Here is a 19,731-nt window from a genome sequence, read left to right as displayed (position 1 = left end):
AGTAGGCGTTGGTCAACGACCCCTTCCTGACAGGACGACACAATGACAAGACTCACGGTGCAATCCGGCGATTTCTTGCAAGGTGAAGGCGAGTATCGCAATGGAGCGCTCACACTCAAGACCCCGCGCAGCCCCTCGCCCGGCGAGCGCATTTCGCTGGCGCGGATCGAGGATCTGAAGCTGGCCAACCTCGAATCGACCCGTAGCCTCGGTAGCGCCCTTGGCTGGGGCGTGGCCGGCGCCCTGGTGGCCGGCCCGGTCGGCCTGCTGGCCGGTCTGCTGCTGGGCGGCAAGGAGGAGGAAGTCACCTTCCTCGCCACCTTCAAGGATGGCCGCAAGCTGCTGGCCATCACCGACGGCAAGACCTGGTCGAAGATCGACGACAGCTGGCGCCGGCACCAGCGGCCGGCGGCGGCTTGAATCGACAGCGACTTAGCTCGTATTGACTGTACTGGCGTCATCGTCGGCAAGCCGGCCCCCACAGCAGATGCGCATGCCCGAAGACTGATGCGGGACTGTGGGAGCGGGCTCGATCCGCGATAGCGCCTGCATCGCAATCGCCTCCGGCCTCCCCATCCTCTGCCCCTGAAAGATTGCCCGGCAGCCTGCTACCATGGCGCCCTTTTGCCTGCCCGACAGCTGCCGAGCGATAACGGCGCGTCCTCTTTCAAGGAGCCTTGCATGACCCCGCTTCGCCCCCGCCTGCCCCTTGGCCTGCTCGGCCTGGGCCTTGCCCTGCACAGTGGCCAGGGCCTGGCCGAGGACAGCGTGACCCTCGCCCCGGTGCACATCTTTGAGGTTCAGGACGACACCAGCTACCAGGCACGCGAAGCCCAGGTCGGCGGCCTGCACAGCGCGCCGCTGCTCGACACCCCGGCCTCGGTCAGCGTGTTCAGCCGCCAGCTGCTGGACGACCGCCAGGTGCGCAAGCTGAGCGAGGTGCTGCAAAGCGATGCCTCGGTGGGCGAAAGCTACGCGCCCATCGGCTACTACGAGAACTTCAACGTGCGCGGCTTCGAGCTCAACGCTGCCAGCAGTTATCGGATCAACGGCCAGACGATCGCCGGCGAGCAGAACGTGGCACTGGAGAACAAGCAGCAGGTGGAGTTGCTCAAGGGGCTGTCGGGGTTGCAGAGCGGCGTGTCGGAGCCCGGAGGACTGGTCAACTATGTGACCAAGCGGGCCGAGGACGTGCGCACGGTAACGGTCTCGAGCAATGAACAGGGCGAACGCTACCTGGCCACCGACCTGGGCGGCTGGTTCGGCGCCGAGCGCCAGTTCGGCCTGCGGGTGAATCTGGCCCACGAGGACATCCGTTCCTATGTCGACCACGCCGACGGCAAGCGGGATTTCGCCTCCCTGGCGCTCGACTGGCAGATCAACCCAAATGCCGTGCTGGAACTGGACGCCGAATACCAGCACCGCGAGCAATATTCGGTTCCGGGGTATCAACTGCTCGGCGGCAGCCAACTGCCCCACGACATCGCCCCCAAGGATCACCTGGCCTGGCAGTCCTGGGCCAAGCCGGTGCAGAACGACTCGCTGAACCTGGGCGGGCGCTTCAAGTACCAGTTCAACGACAACTGGAACGGCACCCTGAGCGCTTCGCGCAGCAAGGTGGTGATCGACGACTACAGTGCGTTTGCCTGGGGCTCGAGTGAGGGCGCCTTCTTCGGCAGCAACGGCGACTACGACATCTACGATTTCCGCAGTCCCGACGACACGCGACGGACCGACGAAGCGCAGGCCACGCTCGACGGGCGTTTCGACGCCTTGGGTGTAAGCCATGAGCTGACCCTGGGCACCAGCGCGCAACGCCGTACGCTGGATCAGCGGCCGTATTACAACGAATGGATCGGCAGCGGCAATATCAACGCGAATGCGCCAGCCTACGCGCCCTCCGGCAAACCGATCGGCGCCAGCGAACGTCGCCTCGACAGCCGCCAATACGGCCTGTTCTTCAGCGACCGCATCACCTTCGACGAACACTGGCAGACCGTGATCGGGGCCCGGGAGGTCCGGCTGGACGAGAAGACCTGGAATGAGAACGGTGTCGCCGGACGGCATACCCAACAGTACCAGTTGCTGCCCAATGCGGCACTGATCTACAAGCCGCAGCCCGATACCACGCTCTATGCCAGCTATTCGAATGGCCTTTCCGCAGGCGGCACTGCGCCCTGGTTCGCCAGCAACGCCGCCGAGATCCTCGCCCCCACCCTGTCGCGCCAGCTCGAAATCGGCATCAAGCGCGACTGGCAGGGCATGAGCTTCAGCGCGGCGCTGTTCCAGATCCGCCAGGCCTACCAATATGCCCGCCCCGACGTCACCCCAACGCCGACCTACGTGCAGTCGGGCCAGCAGAAGAACACCGGCCTCGAACTCGGCGCCAGTGGCTGGGTGACCTCCAACCTGCAGATCCAGGCCAGTGCGGCGGCAATCCGCGCCCGCGTGCAGAACAGCGACACCGACGCCTACGAAGGCCACCAGGCGATCAACGTCCCGCGCCTGCGCGCGGCACTGCAGGCCGACTACGCCCTGCCCGTCCCCGGCCTGGCCCTGCTCGGCGGCGCCCGCTACAGCGCCAGCAAGTACGCCGACCACACCGGTGATGTCGAAGTCGGCGGCTATACCGTGTTCGACATCGGCAGCCGCTACCGCACAACTATCGGCGGCTACGACACGGTACTGCGCCTGACCGTGGACAACGTCTTCGACAAGCGCTACTGGCGTGATGTGGGCGACTACCTGGGCGACAACTATCTGTTCCAGGGAGCGCCGCGAACCGCCCGGCTGTCGGCCAGTGTCAGTTTTTGAGCGCTGCGGCGGGCGAGCGGCAAACATAATCCCCCGTTCGCGGTCGAACGGCGCGCAGGCCTCTCACCGTGCCGCTCCCCCCTGCGACACAATCGTCACCACACCAGTTGAAAGCCGTTTGGAGGCTTCAACACGCATATGGCATTATGCCACCCGGTAGGCGCAGAGCCGGATAGGGATATTGGAATTCAGTTTTTATGCAGTCGAATCATCTGTTGTACCTTCTGTACGGAAAGAAAACCGCTTACCTGCACGAAGCAAAGTTCAGCATCCTCTCCGCCCTGCGCCACCAAGCCGATCGCGAGAGTTTCAGCATTAGCGTGTTCACCGACCATCCCGAGGCCTTTGCAGGCTGGCCGGTTCATACGCAATTTCTGGACGAGGCGACATTGGCGGACTGGATGGGACCGGCCGGTTACGTTCACCGACGCAAGGCCATGGCGATTCGTCGGGGCATGGAGCTCGCCGAAAAGACCATCTTCGTCGATACCGACACCATCTTCGTGAAAGATCCGGCACTGCTCTTCGACCGCGTCAGCGATGAGCACTTCCTCATGGACCAGTACGAGTTCTGCTGGCAGCACGCGTCGCAGCGCGACGACTACACCGGGCTGGTCGCGGAACTGGCGGCGAGCAAACGTTCCCCCAGCCCTTCGCTGCGTCTCTACAACAGCGGTATCTGCGGAATGACTCGCCGGCACACCGGACTGCTGGACGAAGCGATCGCCCTGATCGATCAATGGGCACACTTGCATACGCAACTGCACACCATGGAGCAGATCGCCGTTTCCTTCATGCTGGGCGACAAGCAGGTGGTCGAGGCCCGCGACTGCGTGCATCACTACTATTCACAGAAGTCCTATTACCACGCCATGGTGGGGCTGTTCTTCCAGCGTTTCGATGAGCAGTTCAGCCGCGCACTGGTCGAGGTATCGCGGGGAGTGCCCAGCCACATACCACCCCCGAGCCTCAAGCACAGGCTGGGCAACAGATTCAGACTGATTGGCCTGAGCCGAGAACTGCGCAAGGCTGGCCGCTATTACCTGCTAGGCCGCAACCCGAACGATTGCGCCTACCTGAATGCGACCCGCTACGTATTTTGGGGCAAAGCGCTTGAAGCACTGAAAGCCACGCCTTCGACAAAGCGAAAGGCCGAGATAGACAAGCTCTGGGCAAGCGACCGGGAATTTCGGGCATTTGCCGAGCGCCGGCCCCACGGCTAAATCCGACCACTGACTGCTGCGCAAGCCTGCCCAGGCCTGCGCAGCCACAAACCATGCCGTAATAAACAAAAAGCCCCCGAACCTTTCGATTCGGGGGCTTTTCGCAGAATGTGGCGGTGAAGAAGGGATTTGAACCCTTGATACGATTTCTCGTATACACACTTTCCAGGCGTGCTCCTTCGACCACTCGGACACTTCACCGTTTCTCTTCAAGCTATTCAGCCTGTCGAGGCGCGCTAATTTAGTAGAAGCCTTTTCCTTTGGCAAGCATTTTTTTCAGAATTTTCATGCGCTTAAGCCAACCGACCAAAAAACCGGGCCAATCAGGGCAATGCTGCCATTGTGCCCAGCGCTTTTCCCGCACCTTGCGCCGCTGCCCCGAGGCTACAGGGCGCAAGGACACAGCGCTGACTGACCAGTCAGTCTTGGCGCTTTACCTGACCGGTGCCGCTGGGTAACGTCATCGCCACGCCATCCAAAGGACTCTGCCATGAGCGAGCTGATTACCTACCATGCCGAAGACGGCATCGCCACCCTGACCCTGAACAACGGCAAGGTCAACGCCATCTCCCCGGACGTCATCAAAGCCTTCAACGCCGCGCTCGACCGCGCCGTCGAGGAGCGCGCGGTGGTGATCATCACCGGCCAGCCGGGCATTCTCTCCGGCGGCTACGACCTCAAGGTGATGACCGCCGGCCCCAAGGAGGCCGTCGGCCTGGTCACCGCCGGCTCCACCCTGGCCCGCCGCCTGCTGTCGCACCCGTTCCCGGTGATCGTCGCCTGCCCCGGCAATGCCGTGGCCAAGGGCGCTTTCCTGCTGCTGTCGGGTGACTACCGCATCGGGGTCGAAGGCCCCTACAAGATCTGCCTGAACGAAGTGCAGATCGGCATGACCATGCACCATGCCGGTATCGAACTGGCCCGCGACCGTCTGGGCCGCGCGGCGTTCCAGCGTTCAGTGAACAACGCCGAGATCTTCGACCCACAGGGCGCCCGTGAAGCCGGCTTCCTCGACAAGGTGGTGCCCGCCGAGCAGTTGCAGGAAACCGCCCTGGCCGCGGCCCGCGAACTGAAGAAGCTGAACATGCTGGCGCACAAGAACACCAAGCTGAAAGTGCGCAAGGCACTGCTGGAAGCGCTGGACGAGGCGATCCTGGCGGACCAGAACCACCTGGGCTGATCCCGTCCACAGGCTTTTCTAAGTACGCTTTGTGGGAGCGGGCTTGCCCCGCGATGGTATCCGCCTGGCGATCGCATCGCGGGGCAAGCCCGCTCCCACGAGGTCAAAGCCCCATACGCCATAGCAACGTTTGCCCCTGACAGTGCACACCCGTACACTGCGCCGCGACTGTCCGGTGTGAGTCGTACCATGCTTTTTATGCTTCGCATGCTCCTGTTGGCGCTGCACTTCCTGCTCGTGGGTGTCGTCGGTCTGGTGATCGGCCTGCTGCGCCCGTTCAATCCCGACAACAGCCGCCTGTTCGCCCGCCTGTACAGCGTGCCGGCCGCCTGGCTCATGCGCATCAAGGTCAAGGCCGAGGTCGGTCCGTTGTGGGACCAGCCCCCCGGCTGCGTGATCATCGCCAACCACCAGTCCAACTATGACCTGTTCATCCTCGGCCAGGTCGTGCCGCGCCGCACCGTGGCCATCGGCAAGAAGAGCCTGGGCTGGATTCCGCTGTTCGGCCAGCTGTTCTGGTTGGGCGGCAATGTGCTGGTCGACCGCAAGAACGCCTACCAGGCGCGCAAGGCCATGCAGACCACCACCCGGACCCTGCGCGACGACACCTCGATCTGGATCTTCCCGGAAGGCACGCGCAACCCCGGCGAGCAATTGCTGGCGTTCAAGAAGGGCGCTTTCCACATGGCCATCGAGGCCGGTGTGCCGATCGTGCCGGTGTGCGTCAGCCGCTACACCCAGCGCCTGCGCCTGAACAGCTGGCGCCAGCGCACCGTGATCATCCGCTCGCTGGCACCGATCGCCACCGCGGGCCTGACCCAGCAGGACTTGCCCGCACTGATCGAGCAATGCCGCAGCCAGATGCAACACTGCATCGACCATATGGAAAGCGAAGTCACCACGCCCTGACCTGCGTGCGGACTTGCCCCGCACCGCTACACAGCCCAAGCTGTGTAGCGTGTTCAATCGGATAAGCGGACAACCATGGGTCGAGTCGTCGCATCGGCGGTGTACAGCGCCGGCAGGAAGGTCACCAACATCAGCCTTGACGAGGGCGCCGAATGGGCGCGCAAGCCCGGACACTTCGTCTGGATCGGCCTGGAAGAGCCCAATGCAGAGGAACTGGCCAACCTGCAGCGCCAGTTCGGCCTGCATGAGCTGGCCATCGAAGACGCCCTGGAGAAACATAGCCGGCCAAAACTCGAGACCTTCGGCGACGCGCTGTTCATCGTTACCTACTCGCCGGTACGCCACGAAGGAAAGCTCGAGTTCATCGAGACCCATATCTTCGCCGGCAACGGCTACATCATCACCTGCCGCAACGGTCACTCGAAGTCCTATGCCCTGGTGCGCCAGCGCTGCGAAGCGCGCCCGCTGCTGCTCGAACACGGCGAGGACTTCGTGCTCTACGCACTGCTGGATTTCGTCACCGAAAACTACCAACCGGTGAGCGAGGCCATCCACGGCGAGATCGAGGAGCTGGAACAGAGCGTGCTCGGCAATTCACTCAAGGAAGAAGACATCCAGCGCCTGCACAGCCTGCGCCGCGACATCCTGCGCCTGCGCCGCTACGTGGCGCCGATGGTGGAGATCAGCGAAGAACTGCAGCGCCTGAGCTTTCCGTTCATCGACAAGAACATGCGCCCGTACTTTCGCGACGTGCAGATCCATGTCACGCGGCAGATGGAGGACCTGGCCGGGATCCGCGACATCGCCAGCCAGACCATCGAGATCGGCATGCTGCTGGAGTCGTCACGGCAAAGCATCACCCAGCGCAAGTTCGCCGCCTGGGCGGCGATCCTGGCGTTTCCCACGGCGGTCGCCGGGATCTACGGGATGAACTTCGAGAACATGCCGGAGCTGGCCTGGCACTATGGTTACTTCGGCGTGCTGGGGGTGATCGCCCTGGGCTGTTCGGGGTTGTACTACAGCTTCAAGCGTTCGGGCTGGCTGTAACGCCAATCGCGGGGGAACCCGCGATTGAGGTCGATGCGCCTCTCAGATCGCGCGGCGGCCGGGCTGCTGGACGAAACGCAGCATCCATTCGCCCACCAGATCCCCCTGGTGTTCGGTGGCCAGGCTGGCCACCGCCTTCTCATAGACTTCATTGCCCAGCGACGCCTGCCGCGCGTCGAGCAATGCCCGGGAGTAGTCGTGGACGAACTCCGGGTGTCCCTGGAAGCACAGCACCTGGTCACGGATGTGGTAGGCGGCGTTCGGGCAGAAGTCGCTCGAGGCGATGACCGTGGCCCCTTCGGGCAGCTCGGTGACCTGGTCCTGGTGGCTGATCAGCAGGGTCAGCTCGGATACCTGCGGGTCCATCCACGGCGCATGGGCCGCCAGGCTGTAACGGTGCACGCCCACCCCCCAACCCTTGTCGGCGCGCTCGGCCTTGCCGCCGAGGGTCAGCGCCAGCAACTGGTGGCCGAAACACACGCCCAGCAGTTTCTCGCCACGTTCGTAGAGCTTGAGCAGGTAGGCCTTGAGCGTCTGGATCCAGGGATCGTCGCCGAACGAGTCGGCCTTGCTGCCGGTCACCAGGTAGGCATCGAAGCGTTCGCCGTCCGGGGGGTAGTCGCCATTCATCACGTTGTACACATCGAATTCGGCCGCGATCGGCTGACGCGAAAACAGCTGCTCGAACATCCTGCCGTAGCCCTGGTACTGCGCGATCAACTCCGGTCGCAGGACATCGGTTTCAAGGATGCAGATGCGTAACGACATAGGGGTAGTCCTGAACGACATGTGGGTGGGATTTGCTGTAGAGACTGACGCGAAAGGGCCGTACAAGCAAGTAGGATATCCGGACGAACGGTAGGCCCTGTAACCCTTCGTAACCCCTGCCGCGCACTCGTCTAGCCTGAGCGTGCCAGCGGGGTGGCCAGTGGCCTTAAAGCCATGAGGAATCGACATGATAAATCTTAGAACAAAGGGTTCTGAATCAGGGATGACGCGGGCCCTACTGTTGGTTGTATATCCAGATATACGCGGCAAGCAGGAACGGCGTGCCATCACGCCGCTGCGATCGACCCGACGCTAGACAAGGAAGCCAAGGGTTATTCAGGAATAACAACAAGAAGGCGGTCCGCCATGTTCAGACAATCCAAGGTACGCCAAGCCGGCCTCATACTCTTCGCCACGACGCTGCTGCTGATCCTGCCGAACCTCACCCGGCTCTTCGGCTGAACGCGGCAGTGGCATTTTCCGATTGCGCGCAGGTACTCTGCCGACCTTGATGGTTGGAGATCGCCCATGCGCCTGTGTCTTGCCCTGTTCTGCCTGCTACTCGCCCCGACATCGCCAGCGGCACAGCTGACGCTGGAACTGGGTGGGGATAGCCGGCACTGGAGCAGTGAACAGCTACTTGCCCATCCGCAGGCGCGGGATATCACCATCGAACAGGACGTGGCCTACAAGCGCACCTTGCATTACCGCGCCGTGCCTCTGGCGGTGCTGCTGCCGGGCGTAATCCCGAGCGATCACCTGCAGGCCGTGGCCCTCGATGGCTTCGCCGCCGAGATGCCCGCCGGGCCGCTGTTGCAGGCAGGCCCCGCGCAAGCCTGGCTGGCCATCGAGGACCCCAGCCACCCTTGGCCCGCGCTGAGCAAAGGCAAGCCAGGCGCAGGGCCGTTCTACCTGGTATGGACCCAACCGCAGGCCAGTGGTATTCGCCCGGAACAATGGCCGTATCAGATCGCCAGCATCCGCCGCCTGCCCCCGGTCGAGACACGCTTCCCCGCCCTGCTGCCCGACCCGGCCCTGGCCGAGAACGACCCGGTGCGCCAGGGTTTTGCCCTGTTTCAGCAGAACTGCCTGGCCTGCCATCGCCTCAATGGCGCCGGCGACGCGCACCTGGGCCCGGACCTGAACCTGCCGCACAACCCCACCGAGTATTTCCAGCCGGCCTTCCTGCGCCAGTACATTCGCGACCCGCAGAGCCTGCGGCGCTGGCCACAGGCGAAGATGCCCGGGTTTTCCAGCCAGGTGCTGGATGAGCCGGCGCTCGATGCCGTGCTGGCGTACCTGAAGCATATGGCGGGGCGCAAAGCGCACTAATGGCCTCGCAGGGCCTAGGCGATCGGCCTTTCCTGCTTGACGCCCCAGCCCTCGACTTCTCCGCCATAGGGTGACACGACCCGTTCGAAGGCCTGCTCGAAGGCGCCGATGCCGCCATGGGTGGCGTACATCACCTTGCTCAGTTCCAGGTGCCAGGCACCGTCGTCGCGCTCGCTCACCTGGGCGTTGAGCGATTCGCCACGAAATTGCCCCGCCGCCCTGCGGGCACCGGCCTCGCTGGGGAACACGGCATAGAACTCGATGGGGTGGATGCGGGTGAAATCGAAACCGCCAGCTTTCATCTGGCGCAGGACACTGCTGCTGATGTCGTCGTTCTGGCTGCTCATGAAACGTCCTCCTGCAAAGCAATGGATAGACTTTCCGTGCACAACGCACCTGCCTGGCACACAAGGAATGCCTGACAATACGAGCGGATTGCAAGACGCGATGAAAACGGCGGCGGCCCGCAGAGAAGGCCGGCGCCTGACTTGAGCGTAGCGCCTGCGTGGGCGCTACGCCAGAGACACCCGGTTCAGGGCGCTTCGCGAATGGTGGTGATGGTCACGCCGCTCTGTTCCTTGAGCCAACGTGCCGTGGGGGAAAAGCTACGGTCCTGGAAGTCGTTGAGGTCCAGTTCGTCCATGAGCGGAAACAGCCGCGAGCGGATCGCCCGGGCGGCATCCTCCTCGCTGGGGCATTGCTCGGCATTGAGCAGCAGCGTCTGCGGCTCGCCCTTCTGGTCGGCAAAGCTGACTTCCCATGCTTTCATCGATCGACCCTCGCTGGCGCAACGGTGAATGGAACGGCGTACTCACTTGACCATCGCGCCGGAATGAATGTTCAGCCACGTAGATGAAACCGCATGAAAAAAGCCCGCCGGTTCAGGGCGGGCTTCATGAGGCAGGCGGCGACCTTACTTCGGCGTGCCGTGGACGACACCGGCGGTGTTGTCCAGCAGGCTCTTGGTCGCGGTCTGGATATAGGCCTCGAGTTTCTTCAGCATTTCCGGCTGGTCCGGGCTTTCGATGAGTTCGGCCTTGAACTCGCTCCCCAACTGATAACGGTACATCCGCGGGGTCATGTCCTTGGACTCGATGAGGATGCGGTCGCCCTGCACCAGGCCAACGATCTGCTCACTGCCCGACGGCTTGATCATGCCCACGCCCTGGTCGCCCTCAGGCAGGTTGAGCAGGTCGCGGCCCCAGCACTGGTGACGGGCCTGGCCACCCAGGCGGCCCATGATGGTCGGCACGATGTCGACCTGGGTGCCCACGGTGTGGTTGACCGCGCCGAACTTCTCCTGGATACCCGGGGCGATCAGCAGCAACGGCACGTTGAAGCGGCCCAGGTCCAGCTCGGTGACCTGCTGGTGGTTGCCGAAGCCGTGGTCGCCGACGATGACGAACAGTGTGTCCTTGAAATACGGCTCCTTGCGGGCCTTCTCGAAGAACTGGCCCAGCGCCCAGTCGGAATAGCGCATGGCGGTCAGGTGCTCGTCCAGGCGCCCTTGCCCGGTGACCTTCTCCACCGGCAGGTCCTTGGGCAAGGCGTACGGCGTGTGGTTGGAGAGGGTCTGCAGCAGCGCGTAGATCGGCTTCTTGCCGTCATGTTTGGCCAGTTCCTCGTTACCACGGTCGAACATGTCCTGGTCGGACACGCCCCAGGTCGGGTCGGAGAACACCGGATTGACGAAGTCGTTGCGGCCGATGAAGGTGGTCATGCCCTGGTTGCCGAAGAACCCGGACTGGTTGTCCCAGGCAAAGTCGCCGTTGTAGACGTAGACATCGTCATAGTCACGGGCACTGAGCAACGCCGGCAGGCCGGACAGCTTGTGGCCGCCTTCGGGGGTTTGCATCAGGTATTCGAAGCCCGGCAGGTTGGGGAAGCAGGCCATGGTGGCGAACATGCCCTGGTGGGTATGGGTGCCGTTGGAGAAGAAGCGGTCGAACAGCAGCCCCTCCTTGGCCAGCTTGTCGAAGTACGGGGTGATATTGTTCGGGCTGCCCAGGGCGCCCACCGAGTGGCCGGCGAAGCTTTCCATGAGGATGACCACGACGTTCTTGACCGCCAGGGTGTTCTTCTGCGGCGGCAGGAAGTCACGACGGATCGGTGCTTCGTCGGCATCGACCAGGGTGTCGTTGGCAGTCAGCAGTTGCTCGCGCACGGTCTGGGTGGCCAGCGGCTGGTCGAGTACCGGCTTCCAGATGTTGGCGCGGTCCTCGCCGAAGCGGCTCTTGGCGGCGTCGATCAGGGTCAGCGTACCGTTCAGGCCCAGCTGGTTGACGAAGTTCGAGTCGGTGGTGAAGGCATCGCCCCAGCGCATTGGCGGGCCCTGGCGCAGGGTGCCACGTGCGGCGACCACGGCCACCAGCAGCACGACCATGAACACCGCCAGGCGGCCATACCATGGCGCGACATTGCGGCTGCCGGCGGGCTGGACGCTTTGCTCGCCACGGGTCAGGCGATCAATGCCCTTGAACAGCAAGCTCAGCAGCCAGGTGCCGACCAGCCAGGCCAGCAGGTAACGGACCACCGGGAAGCCGTACCAGAGCATGCTCATGACGGTCTTGGGGTCTTCCTTGATGTACTGGAACACCAGGCCATTCAGGCGCTGGTGGAACTCGCGGTAGAAGTCCATCTCCATAAGGCCGAGGAACATCACCACGCTCGAGGCGATGGTCAGCCAGAAGCGGAACAGCCCACGGCGCGCCATCAGCCAGGGGCTGAGCAGCGCCAGCAGCAACGGGATGCTGATGTACACCACCACCCGCAGGTCGAAGCGCAGGCCATTGAAGAAGCCTTCGGCGACAGTGGAGTACGGCGTGTCGCCGATCATGTCGCTGTTGTAGGCCAGCAGCGCCAGGCGCACCAGGCTGAGCATCAGCATGATCACCAGGCCACTGAGCACTGTGTAGGCCAGGTGGGATTTCAGGGTCGGCGAGAACGAGCCTCGCACGCCCTGTTGCTTCAAGGCGTCCGTGTTAGCCATGAATGGAGAGGTCCTAGGATTGCGGTTTGCGGGAAGGCGAGATCGCCGACAGCCTGGTGGTCGGCCCCTCGAACGCGAGGTGGGACCAAGGCCGCATTGTGCGGCGCGGATTTTCAAAAATCGAGTGTGAAAATTTTGTCGAGAGCAGCCGGCCCTTACAAAGTTACACAGTTGGGATGAGCGGCTTCAGATCCGCACATTGCCCCGTGGCCCGGCAATCGCCCAGATGATCAGCCCCAGCACCGGCAGCAGCAGGATCAGCAGGATCCACAGCACCTTGATGCCGACCTCGGCGCCGCTCTTGAGCACATTGAGAATGGCCCAGATATCCAGGGCCAGGATGATCAAGCCGACCAGGCTGTTGAAGGTGGACCCCATAGCGCCGCTCCCGCACGGTAAATGTGTTCAAGAGCATAGCGGGCTATGGCCTCGATAGAAGGGAATCCTTGGCCCGGCGCACAGGTCAGTGGATAAACTGCTGTCATTCACTGCTCCGAGGTTCACATGCCCCCCGCCCACACCCAAAGTGTCGCTCCCGACTCAATGCTCAGCGCCTGGCGACAACAGGCCCGGGAAACGCCATGGCTCAGCGCCGGCCTGGCCCTGAGCCTGCTGGCCGTCGCCGCGCTGTTGCTGGCGAGCCTGTGGAACGCGGTCAACGGCGACCACGCCGACAACCTGCACCTGGCCCTGCTCGGCGGGTTGTCGGGCTTCGGCGCCACCGCCCTGGGCGCTGTGCTGGCGGTGATCCTGCGCGACGTCAACGCCCGCACCCAGGATGTGATGCTGGGCTTTGCCGCCGGCATGATGCTCGCCGCCAGTTCGTTCTCGCTGATCCTGCCGGGCCTGGACGCCGCCCGCGAAATCACCGGCAACGGCCCGGCGGCGGCCTTCACCGTGGTCCTGGGCATGGGCCTCGGGGTGCTGCTGATGCTGGGCCTTGACCGCTTTACCCCGCACGAGCATGAAAGCACCGGCCCTTGTGGCCCGCAGGCCGAGCGGGTCAACCGGGTGTGGCTGTTCGTGCTGGCCATCACCCTGCACAACCTGCCCGAGGGCATGGCCATCGGTGTGAGCTTCGCCAACGGCGACATGAACATCGGCCTGCCGCTGACCAGCGCCATCGCTATCCAGGACATTCCCGAAGGCCTGGCCGTGGCCCTGGCCCTGCGCGCCACGGGGCTTTCGAACTTCAAGGCGATGATGGTGGCGATCGGCTCGGGCCTGATGGAGCCGCTGGGCGCGGTGATCGGCCTGGGCATTTCCACTGGCTTCGCCTTGGCCTACCCGATCAGCATGGGCCTGGCGGCGGGGGCGATGATCTTCGTGGTGTCCCACGAGGTGATTCCGGAGACCCACCGCAACGGGCACCAGACCGCAGCGACGCTGGGGCTGATGGGCGGGTTCGCGGTGATGATGTTTCTTGATACCGCGTTAGGTTGAGGCACACATCCTCCGGCCGTCCGCAATCCCTGTAGGAGCGGCCTTGTGTCGCGAAAGGGCTGCGAAGCAGCCCCGGCGATATCAGCTTGATACACGAATCCTCGGGGCGCTTCGCACCCCTTTCGCGACACAAGGCCGCTCCTACAGGGGAAGGTGCAAAATTCGTTGCTTAGACGTGCACCGCCACCTTCAGCGCCTCCAGCGCCGGCTCCACCTTGATGCCGACTGCCTCACCCAACTCCAGCACACGGGCCAGGTCGTTCTGCCCCACCATCACCATTTGCAGCTCGTCATCGAGCAACTGGCTGAAATTCAGCAGCACGTAGCCCCCGGCTTCCTTGTTCAACGCGCCCATCTGCACCTGGATGCGGTTGAGCGCGGTCAGCGCCTCGGTGCGCGCCAGCTGCTTGGGCTTGAGGGTGAACGGCACGCTCTTGTCGAACGAGTCGCTGATCTGCTGGAACAGGTCCTGGTAGCTGTCGGCCTGGAACAGCACGGTGTCGGGCAGGCTGCCGACCACCACCCATTCGCCCAGCGGGAACGGGAAGGTGTCGTCGTAGTTGATGTCCGGGTTGGCGGCGAGGAAGGCGGCGGGGTCGGCGTAGGCCTGGGCGGCCTCGGCGGCGATGCGCTCGATGTCCTCATCGCGCATGCAGCCGGCGCCGATGAGGCGGATGAGTTCGAGCAACTGGTCTTTCATGGGGGGCCCTGCGGGTTGGCGTGAAAGGCGCCAAGGATAGCCGCAAACGCCCCCGAAGGGTTAGCCGGCCTTCGCCTCCAGGCGTGCGGCGGCATCCACCGCGCCCATGGTGCGCGCAGCCGTCAGCGCGGTGGCGCCGGCCGCGTCACGCCGTGCCGGATCAGCCCCCTGGGCCAGCAGGTAGTCGATGATCTCCAGGCGGTTGAACATCGCCGCCAGCATCAGCGCGGTGCGGCCGTCCGCGGCGGCGGCATCCACCGGCACGCCGTGCTCGAGCAGCAGGCGGATCATGGCCAGATCGCCCTTGAAGGCAGCGCCGGCAATCGGCAACTGGCCGTTGTCATTGGCAATCAACGGATCGGCGCCATGGGCCAGCAGCACCCGCACGGCGTCGTGGTGGCCATGGTAGCTGGCCAGCATCAACAAGGTGTCGCCCTTGTGGTTGCGCAGGTCGGCGGGCAGGCCACCGTCAAGCAAGCGGCCGAGCATCGTCGCGTCGCCGCGGCGGGCGCGCTCGAAGACCTCCTCGGCGAAGGCCGCGGTTTCTTCGGCGGTCATGGTGGCGGGCTGGTGATCGGACATCGGGAACCTCCTGGCATCTGGCAATGGGCCAAGTGTCCATCAGGCAACGGCGAGCGGTCCAAGGTTCAGATTCTATCGGCGGCACAGAGCCAGGCTATGACAATGGCCAGACCATGACCGTGCAAAATGCACTGTGCAAAATGCACGGGCGTGCAGATTGCAATGCACAACCTTGAGCAAACAAATTTAAGCCATTGATTTAAAAGCACTTTATCCAAATAAAAGGCTGGCACGGTCACTGCAATCATCAACTCAAGTCTGCCAGTACAACAGTCAGGAGTTGATATGGACCTCATCCAGGAAAAATTCGCCTCGGTTTTCGCCGCCTACCAGGTCACCACTCAGCCGCGTCCGGACGGTGGTGTGCTGCTGACCCTGCGCGCCAGCGACGGCGTGGTGACCCGCCGCGTGCTGACCTACGCGCAACTGCACAGTGCCGAGCAATTGTCCTGGGCGATCAGCGCCATCCGCCGCGACCTGGCCGGGCAGCCAAGCGAGCTGCCGGTAATCTCGATGCTGCAGAGCCAGCAGCGCTTCGCCCTGCCGACCTACCGCTGATCGCGCAACCCTCTTCGCGGGGCACGCCTGCGCTCACCCAAGGACAGCGTGAGCACAGGCGGCCCCGCGAGCCAATTCCTTTAGAATTCGTCGAGTCCGGCAAATTGCCTGGCAGTGGCATCGCCGGTGAACCGCGGCGGCACCGCCGAGTCACTGGCGAACAGACACAGGGCCAGGCAGAACGGCGTGTCGCCCAGGTCCAGCCAGCGGCGCATGCCGGCCGGCACCACCAGCACATCATCCTTCTCGCACAGCACGGCGTACACCGCATCCCCCAGGCGCAGGCTGACCTGGACGCGCCCGCTGATCAGCGCGAACACTTCCTCGCCGTCATGCACATGCTCGTCGCGCAGGTCAGCCTGGCTCGGGTCGACGCCATCGCGGCTAAGCACGCCGAACACCCGGCTGCCATGGGCAGTCATCAACTGGTCGAGTGGCCCACGGCACGCGGCGACCACCTCATCCTGGCTGCTGCCCGGGCGCAGTCGCGCGCCAGACTGCCAGCGGCCGAAGCGCACGCCCTGCTCGGCCAGGGTCGCGGCGATGTCGTCGTGGTGGGTCAGCACCTTGTGCGGCAGTTCCGGGCTGGACGGGTCGAATACGCTGAGGATGCTCATCAGGGGTGGTTCCTGCTGTCTTTGAGTCGGAAGGCAATGATAACGGCTGCCGCGAGCGCCGCGACGCTGGCCATACCAAAGGTGAAGTGCGGGCCCAGCAATTTCCAGCTGTAGCCCGAGTACAGGGCGCCCAACGCGCCGCCGGTGCCCGAGAGCGCCGCGTACAACGCCTGGCCCTGGCCCTGCTGGCGGGCGCCGAAACTGGCCTGGACGAAGGCGATGGCCGCGGCGTGGAAGCAGCCGAACGTGGCCGCGTGCAACACCTGGGCGAACACCAGCACTGCCGGGATATCCGCCAGGTTGCCCAGCAGCAACCAGCGCAAGGCGGCCAGCACAAAGCTGGCCAGAAGCACCTTGCGTACGGAAAAACGGGCAAAGATCCGGCTCATGGCCATGAACACCAGTACCTCGGCCACCACTCCGAGCGCCCACAGCAGACCGATGGCACCACGGCTGTAGCCCAGGTGCTCCAAGTGCAGGGTGAGGAAAGTGTAGTACGGCCCGTGGCTGAGCTGCATGAGGGCCACGCACACATAGAAGGCCAGCACGCCGGGTGCCCGCACCTGCGCGAGGAAGCCCCCTGCCCCGCGCCGCTCGGTCTGCTCCACGGGTTGCGCGTTGGGCACCCAGAGGCTGGCGGCGACAATCCCGGCCATGATCGCCACCAGCGCCACCGGGTAGATGTCCAGACTCAGCCATTCGAACAGGCGCCCAAGCCCGACCACCGCGAGGATGAAGCCGATCGAGCCCCATAACCGCACCTGGCTGTAACGCGCGGTCTGGCCATGCAAGTGGGCCAGGGTGATCACCTCGAACTGCGGCAGCACCGCATGCCAGAAGAACGCGTGCAGGGCCATGACCATCGCCAGCCAGGCATAGCTCTTGGCGAAGAAGATCAGCGAAAAGGTCGCCAGTGTCGCCAGCGCGCCCAGGCGCACGATCAGCAGGCGCTGGCCGCTGCGGTCGCCCAGCCAGCCCCACAGGTTGGGAGCGATGCAGCGCATCAACATGGGGATGGCCACCAGCTCGCCGATGCGTGCCGGGGTGAAGCCCAGGTGGTCGAAATACAAGGCCAGGAACGGCGCGGTGGAGCCGAGCAGGGCGAAGTAGAAGAGGTAGAAGCTGGAGAGGCGCCAGTAGGGGATCGGGGGCATGCTTCAACCCTGTGGAGGCGCTGCGCGCCCCTTTCGCGACTCAAGGCCGCACCCACAGGATCCGCATGCATCCTGTGGGTGCGGCCTTGTATCGCGATGGGCCGCCACGCGGCCCCAGGAGGAGTCGATCAACGCAAGACCGGCGTATCTACCCGAACATCGGCATTCTGCGCCCGGTGGCGCAGCAGGTGGTCCATCAAGGCGATGGCCATCATCGCCTCGGCGATCGGCGTGGCGCGGATGCCCACGCACGGGTCGTGACGGCCCTTGGTAATCACCTCGACCGGGTTGCCGTCGACGTCGATCGAGCGGCCCGGGGTGGTGATGCTCGAGGTCGGCTTGAGCGCCAGGTGGGCGACGATCGGCTGGCCCGAAGAGATACCGCCGAGGATGCCGCCGGCATTGTTGCTGAGGAAGCCCTCCGGGGTCAGTTCGTCACGGTGCTCGGTGCCACGCTGGGCGACGCTGGCAAAGCCGGCGCCGATTTCCACGCCCTTGACCGCGTTGATGCTCATCAGCGCATGGGCAAGCTCCGCGTCGAGGCGGTCGAAGATCGGCTCGCCCAGGCCCGGCATCACGCCTTCGGCGACCACGGTGATCTTCGCTCCCACCGAGTCCTGGTCACGGCGCAGCTGGTCCATGTAGGCCTCGAGCTCCGGCACCTTGTCCGGGTCGGGGCTGAAGAAGGCGTTCTGCTCGACCGAGTCCCAGGTCTTGAACGGGATCTCGATCGGGCCGAGCTGGCTCATGTAGCCGCGCACGCGGATGCCCTGGGTGGCCAGGTACTTCTTGGCGATGGCGCCAGCCGCCACACGCATCGCGGTTTCGCGCGCCGAACTGCGGCCACCGCCGCGGTAGTCGCGGATACCGTACTTGTGGTGGTAGGTGTAGTCGGCGTGGGCCGGGCGGAAGAGGTCCTTGATCGCCGAATAGTCCTTGGACTTCTGGTCGGTGTTGCGAATCAGAAGCCCGATCGAACAACCGGTGGTGCGGCCTTCGAATACGCCGGAGAGGATCTCCACTTCGTCCGGCTCCTGACGCTGGGTGGTGTGCCGGCTGGTGCCGGGCTTGCGCCGGTCGAGGTCGTGCTGCAGGTCGGCGAGCGAGATTTCCAGGCCTGGCGGGCAGCCGTCGACAATGGCGACCAACGCCGGACCATGGCTCTCGCCAGCGGTGGTGACAGTGAACAGCTTGCCGTAGGTATTGCCGGACATGGACGCTCCGCGAATCTGCCTGAAGTGGTCGAAACCGGCAGTATACGGAAAACAGCGGGGATTTGGGGGCCGTGCTTGCCCGGCGACGAGCCCCGCGAACCTTCAGCTTGGCCCAAGGTCGAAACATCAACTTCCCATGTAGTCCCCATCCATGAAGTCGCGCCTCGCCGCCCTGCTCCTGCTGTTCTGCGCCAGCCTCGCCCAGGCAGCCCCCACCGTGCTGCAACGCCCCATCGACCTGGACACCGGCCAGGGCGTGCTGCATGGCAGCCTGCTGCTGCCGCAACAAGCCACCCCACCGCCGGTGGTGCTGATCATCGCCGGCTCCGGCCCTACCGACCGCGATGGCAACAACCCCGCCTCCGGACGCATCGACAACCTCAAGCGCCTGGCCCTGTTTCTGGCCGGCGAGCACATCGCCAGCGTGCGCTTCGACAAGCGTGGCGTGGCCGCCAGCCAGCCGGCCACGCCCGACGAGCGCGACCTCAGCGTCGAACGCTATGTCGCCGATGTGGTGGCCTGGGGGCGCGCGTTGCGCCAGGACCCGCGCTTCGGCCCACTGATCCTGGTCGGCCACAGCGAAGGCGCGCTGATCGCCAGCCTGGCCGCCGAGCAGGCCGGCGCCAGCGCGGTGATCACCTTGGCCGGCAGCGGCCGGCCGGTGGCTGATGTGCTGCGCGAACAACTGGCCCTGCGCCTGCCCCCGGCGCAACTGGCCGGGGGCGTGGCGCTGATCGACCGGTTGCAGGCCGGGCAGACCAGCCTCGACGTGCCCGCTCCGCTGCGTCAGGTGTTCCGCCCCAGCGTGCAGCCGTACCTGATCACCCTGCTGCATCAGGACCCGGCGGCGGCGTTCGCCCGGCTCAAGGTGCCCGCGCTGATCGTCCAGGGCCGCAACGACATCCAGGTGGAGGTGGCCGACGCCGAGCGCCTCAAGGCCGCCAAGCCCGACGCCCAACTGGCGCTGATCGACGGCATGAACCACATGCTGCGCATCAGCCCTCGGGAGATGGACCAGCAGCGGGACAGCTACCGCAATCCTGAATTACCGCTGGCCCGAGAGCTGGGAGAGCGCATCGTCCTGTTCATCCACGGGCTGCCGCAGGCCTGAAAGCACCCTCAGGTATTGGCTTGGCCTGCCGATAACGCGGCTAAGAAGGCAGTGATCCGGGGGCATGCGCGCCCGAATCGCGGGCAAGCC

The 19,731-nt window shown here is 64.5% G+C and carries 20 protein-coding genes and 1 tRNA gene; 10 read left to right on the top strand and 11 right to left on the bottom strand.

Annotated features, from left to right (window positions below):
- The first annotated feature begins 42 nt into the window (after window positions 1–42).
- From AC25M7_RS07145 to AC25M7_RS07135, 3 genes are all read left to right on the top strand, one after another.
- Complete coding sequence (locus AC25M7_RS07145) at window positions 43–420, top strand: hypothetical protein (protein ID WP_028691750.1); 378 nt, start codon at window positions 43–45, stop codon at window positions 418–420.
- A gap of 261 nt (window positions 421–681) precedes the next feature.
- A complete protein-coding gene (locus tag AC25M7_RS07140) occupies window positions 682–2,814 on the top strand; it encodes a TonB-dependent siderophore receptor (protein WP_486970892.1) in 2,133 nt (710 codons plus the stop codon).
- Between the two features lie 215 nt (window positions 2,815–3,029).
- Window positions 3,030–4,037 carry a hypothetical protein gene (locus tag AC25M7_RS07135; protein ID WP_486970891.1) on the top strand — a complete coding sequence of 336 codons (1,008 nt, stop codon included), beginning with the start codon at window positions 3,030–3,032 and terminating at the stop codon, window positions 4,035–4,037.
- A gap of 111 nt (window positions 4,038–4,148) precedes the next feature.
- Here the strand turns inward: AC25M7_RS07135 and AC25M7_RS07130 are convergent.
- Window positions 4,149–4,238 (bottom strand) — tRNA-Ser (locus AC25M7_RS07130).
- A gap of 289 nt (window positions 4,239–4,527) precedes the next feature.
- On the opposite strand from AC25M7_RS07130, the gene AC25M7_RS07125 reads away from it, so the two are divergent.
- The 3 genes from AC25M7_RS07125 (at window position 4,528) to AC25M7_RS07115 (ending at window position 7,173) form a co-directional block, all read left to right on the top strand.
- Entirely contained in the window at window positions 4,528–5,217 is a 690-nt protein-coding gene (locus tag AC25M7_RS07125; protein ID WP_062361592.1) for a crotonase/enoyl-CoA hydratase family protein, read from the top strand.
- A 189-nt stretch (window positions 5,218–5,406) separates the two neighbouring features.
- Entirely contained in the window at window positions 5,407–6,126 is a 720-nt protein-coding gene (locus tag AC25M7_RS07120) for a 1-acylglycerol-3-phosphate O-acyltransferase (RefSeq protein WP_207851776.1), read from the top strand.
- A 75-nt stretch (window positions 6,127–6,201) separates the two neighbouring features.
- Window positions 6,202–7,173: a magnesium and cobalt transport protein CorA gene (locus AC25M7_RS07115; RefSeq protein WP_028691754.1), complete on the top strand. Its 972-nt coding sequence runs from the start codon at window positions 6,202–6,204 to the stop codon at window positions 7,171–7,173.
- A 42-nt stretch (window positions 7,174–7,215) separates the two neighbouring features.
- Here the strand turns inward: AC25M7_RS07115 and AC25M7_RS07110 are convergent, their stop codons facing one another.
- On the bottom strand, window positions 7,216–7,941 hold the full coding sequence (locus AC25M7_RS07110) for an amidotransferase (RefSeq protein ID WP_062361585.1): 726 nt from the start codon (window positions 7,939–7,941) through the stop codon (window positions 7,216–7,218).
- Between the two features lie 528 nt (window positions 7,942–8,469).
- Here AC25M7_RS07110 and AC25M7_RS07105 point away from each other — a divergent pair.
- Entirely contained in the window at window positions 8,470–9,273 is an 804-nt protein-coding gene (locus AC25M7_RS07105) for a c-type cytochrome (RefSeq protein ID WP_197866647.1), read from the top strand.
- A 14-nt stretch (window positions 9,274–9,287) separates the two neighbouring features.
- Here AC25M7_RS07105 and AC25M7_RS07100 read toward each other — a convergent pair whose 3' ends face one another.
- From AC25M7_RS07100 to AC25M7_RS07085, 4 genes are all read right to left on the bottom strand, one after another.
- The gene (locus AC25M7_RS07100) at window positions 9,288–9,620 is read right to left on the bottom strand and encodes a ribonuclease E inhibitor RraB (RefSeq protein ID WP_028691757.1); all 333 of its coding nucleotides are present in this window, start codon (window positions 9,618–9,620) and stop codon (window positions 9,288–9,290) included.
- A 185-nt stretch (window positions 9,621–9,805) separates the two neighbouring features.
- Window positions 9,806–10,042: a hypothetical protein gene (locus tag AC25M7_RS07095; RefSeq protein WP_028691758.1), complete on the bottom strand. Its 237-nt coding sequence runs from the start codon at window positions 10,040–10,042 to the stop codon at window positions 9,806–9,808.
- A 144-nt stretch (window positions 10,043–10,186) separates the two neighbouring features.
- On the bottom strand, window positions 10,187–12,262 hold the full coding sequence (locus AC25M7_RS07090) for an LTA synthase family protein (protein ID WP_207851778.1): 2,076 nt from the start codon (window positions 12,260–12,262) through the stop codon (window positions 10,187–10,189).
- A gap of 186 nt (window positions 12,263–12,448) precedes the next feature.
- Window positions 12,449–12,640, bottom strand: coding sequence for a PLDc N-terminal domain-containing protein (locus AC25M7_RS07085; protein ID WP_023629733.1), 192 nt, complete (start codon window positions 12,638–12,640; stop codon window positions 12,449–12,451).
- A 126-nt stretch (window positions 12,641–12,766) separates the two neighbouring features.
- On the opposite strand from AC25M7_RS07085, the gene AC25M7_RS07080 reads away from it, so the two are divergent.
- On the top strand, window positions 12,767–13,705 hold the full coding sequence (locus tag AC25M7_RS07080) for a ZIP family metal transporter (RefSeq protein ID WP_028691760.1): 939 nt from the start codon (window positions 12,767–12,769) through the stop codon (window positions 13,703–13,705).
- A 169-nt stretch (window positions 13,706–13,874) separates the two neighbouring features.
- Here the strand turns inward: AC25M7_RS07080 and AC25M7_RS07075 are convergent, their stop codons facing one another.
- Together AC25M7_RS07075 and AC25M7_RS07070 are read right to left on the bottom strand one after the other, a co-directional pair.
- Window positions 13,875–14,405: a hypothetical protein gene (locus tag AC25M7_RS07075; RefSeq protein WP_062361581.1), complete on the bottom strand. Its 531-nt coding sequence runs from the start codon at window positions 14,403–14,405 to the stop codon at window positions 13,875–13,877.
- 60 nt (window positions 14,406–14,465) lie between these two features.
- Window positions 14,466–14,987, bottom strand: a complete 522-nt coding sequence (locus AC25M7_RS07070) for an ankyrin repeat domain-containing protein (RefSeq protein ID WP_088851854.1) — start codon at window positions 14,985–14,987, stop codon at window positions 14,466–14,468.
- 285 nt (window positions 14,988–15,272) lie between these two features.
- Between AC25M7_RS07070 and AC25M7_RS07065 the strand changes: the two genes are divergently transcribed.
- Complete coding sequence (locus AC25M7_RS07065) at window positions 15,273–15,545, top strand: DUF3509 domain-containing protein (RefSeq protein ID WP_028691763.1); 273 nt, start codon at window positions 15,273–15,275, stop codon at window positions 15,543–15,545.
- Between the two features lie 80 nt (window positions 15,546–15,625).
- Here the strand turns inward: AC25M7_RS07065 and AC25M7_RS07060 are convergent, their stop codons facing one another.
- The 3 genes from AC25M7_RS07060 to aroC all read right to left on the bottom strand — a co-directional run bounded on the left by AC25M7_RS07060 (window position 15,626) and on the right by aroC (window position 18,530).
- Window positions 15,626–16,162 carry a cupin domain-containing protein gene (locus tag AC25M7_RS07060; RefSeq protein ID WP_207851780.1) on the bottom strand — a complete coding sequence of 179 codons (537 nt, stop codon included), beginning with the start codon at window positions 16,160–16,162 and terminating at the stop codon, window positions 15,626–15,628.
- Window positions 16,162–17,316 (bottom strand): MFS transporter, encoded by a 1,155-nt coding sequence (locus tag AC25M7_RS07055; protein WP_069017491.1) that lies wholly within the window; start codon window positions 17,314–17,316, stop codon window positions 16,162–16,164. The genes AC25M7_RS07060 and AC25M7_RS07055 overlap by 1 nt, the downstream gene beginning before the upstream one ends.
- 128 nt (window positions 17,317–17,444) lie before the next feature.
- Window positions 17,445–18,530 (bottom strand): chorismate synthase, encoded by a 1,086-nt coding sequence (gene aroC / locus AC25M7_RS07050; protein ID WP_028691766.1) that lies wholly within the window; start codon window positions 18,528–18,530, stop codon window positions 17,445–17,447.
- A gap of 151 nt (window positions 18,531–18,681) precedes the next feature.
- Between aroC and AC25M7_RS07045 the strand changes: the two genes are divergently transcribed.
- On the top strand, window positions 18,682–19,641 hold the full coding sequence (locus AC25M7_RS07045) for an alpha/beta hydrolase (RefSeq protein ID WP_062361573.1): 960 nt from the start codon (window positions 18,682–18,684) through the stop codon (window positions 19,639–19,641).
- Window positions 19,642–19,731 lie beyond the last annotated feature (90 nt).

Source organism: Pseudomonas sp. P106(2024) (genome assembly GCF_057480815.1).
The sequence above is the reverse complement of the archived record's forward strand: the minus strand, read 5'-3'. Positions and strand labels throughout refer to the sequence as shown.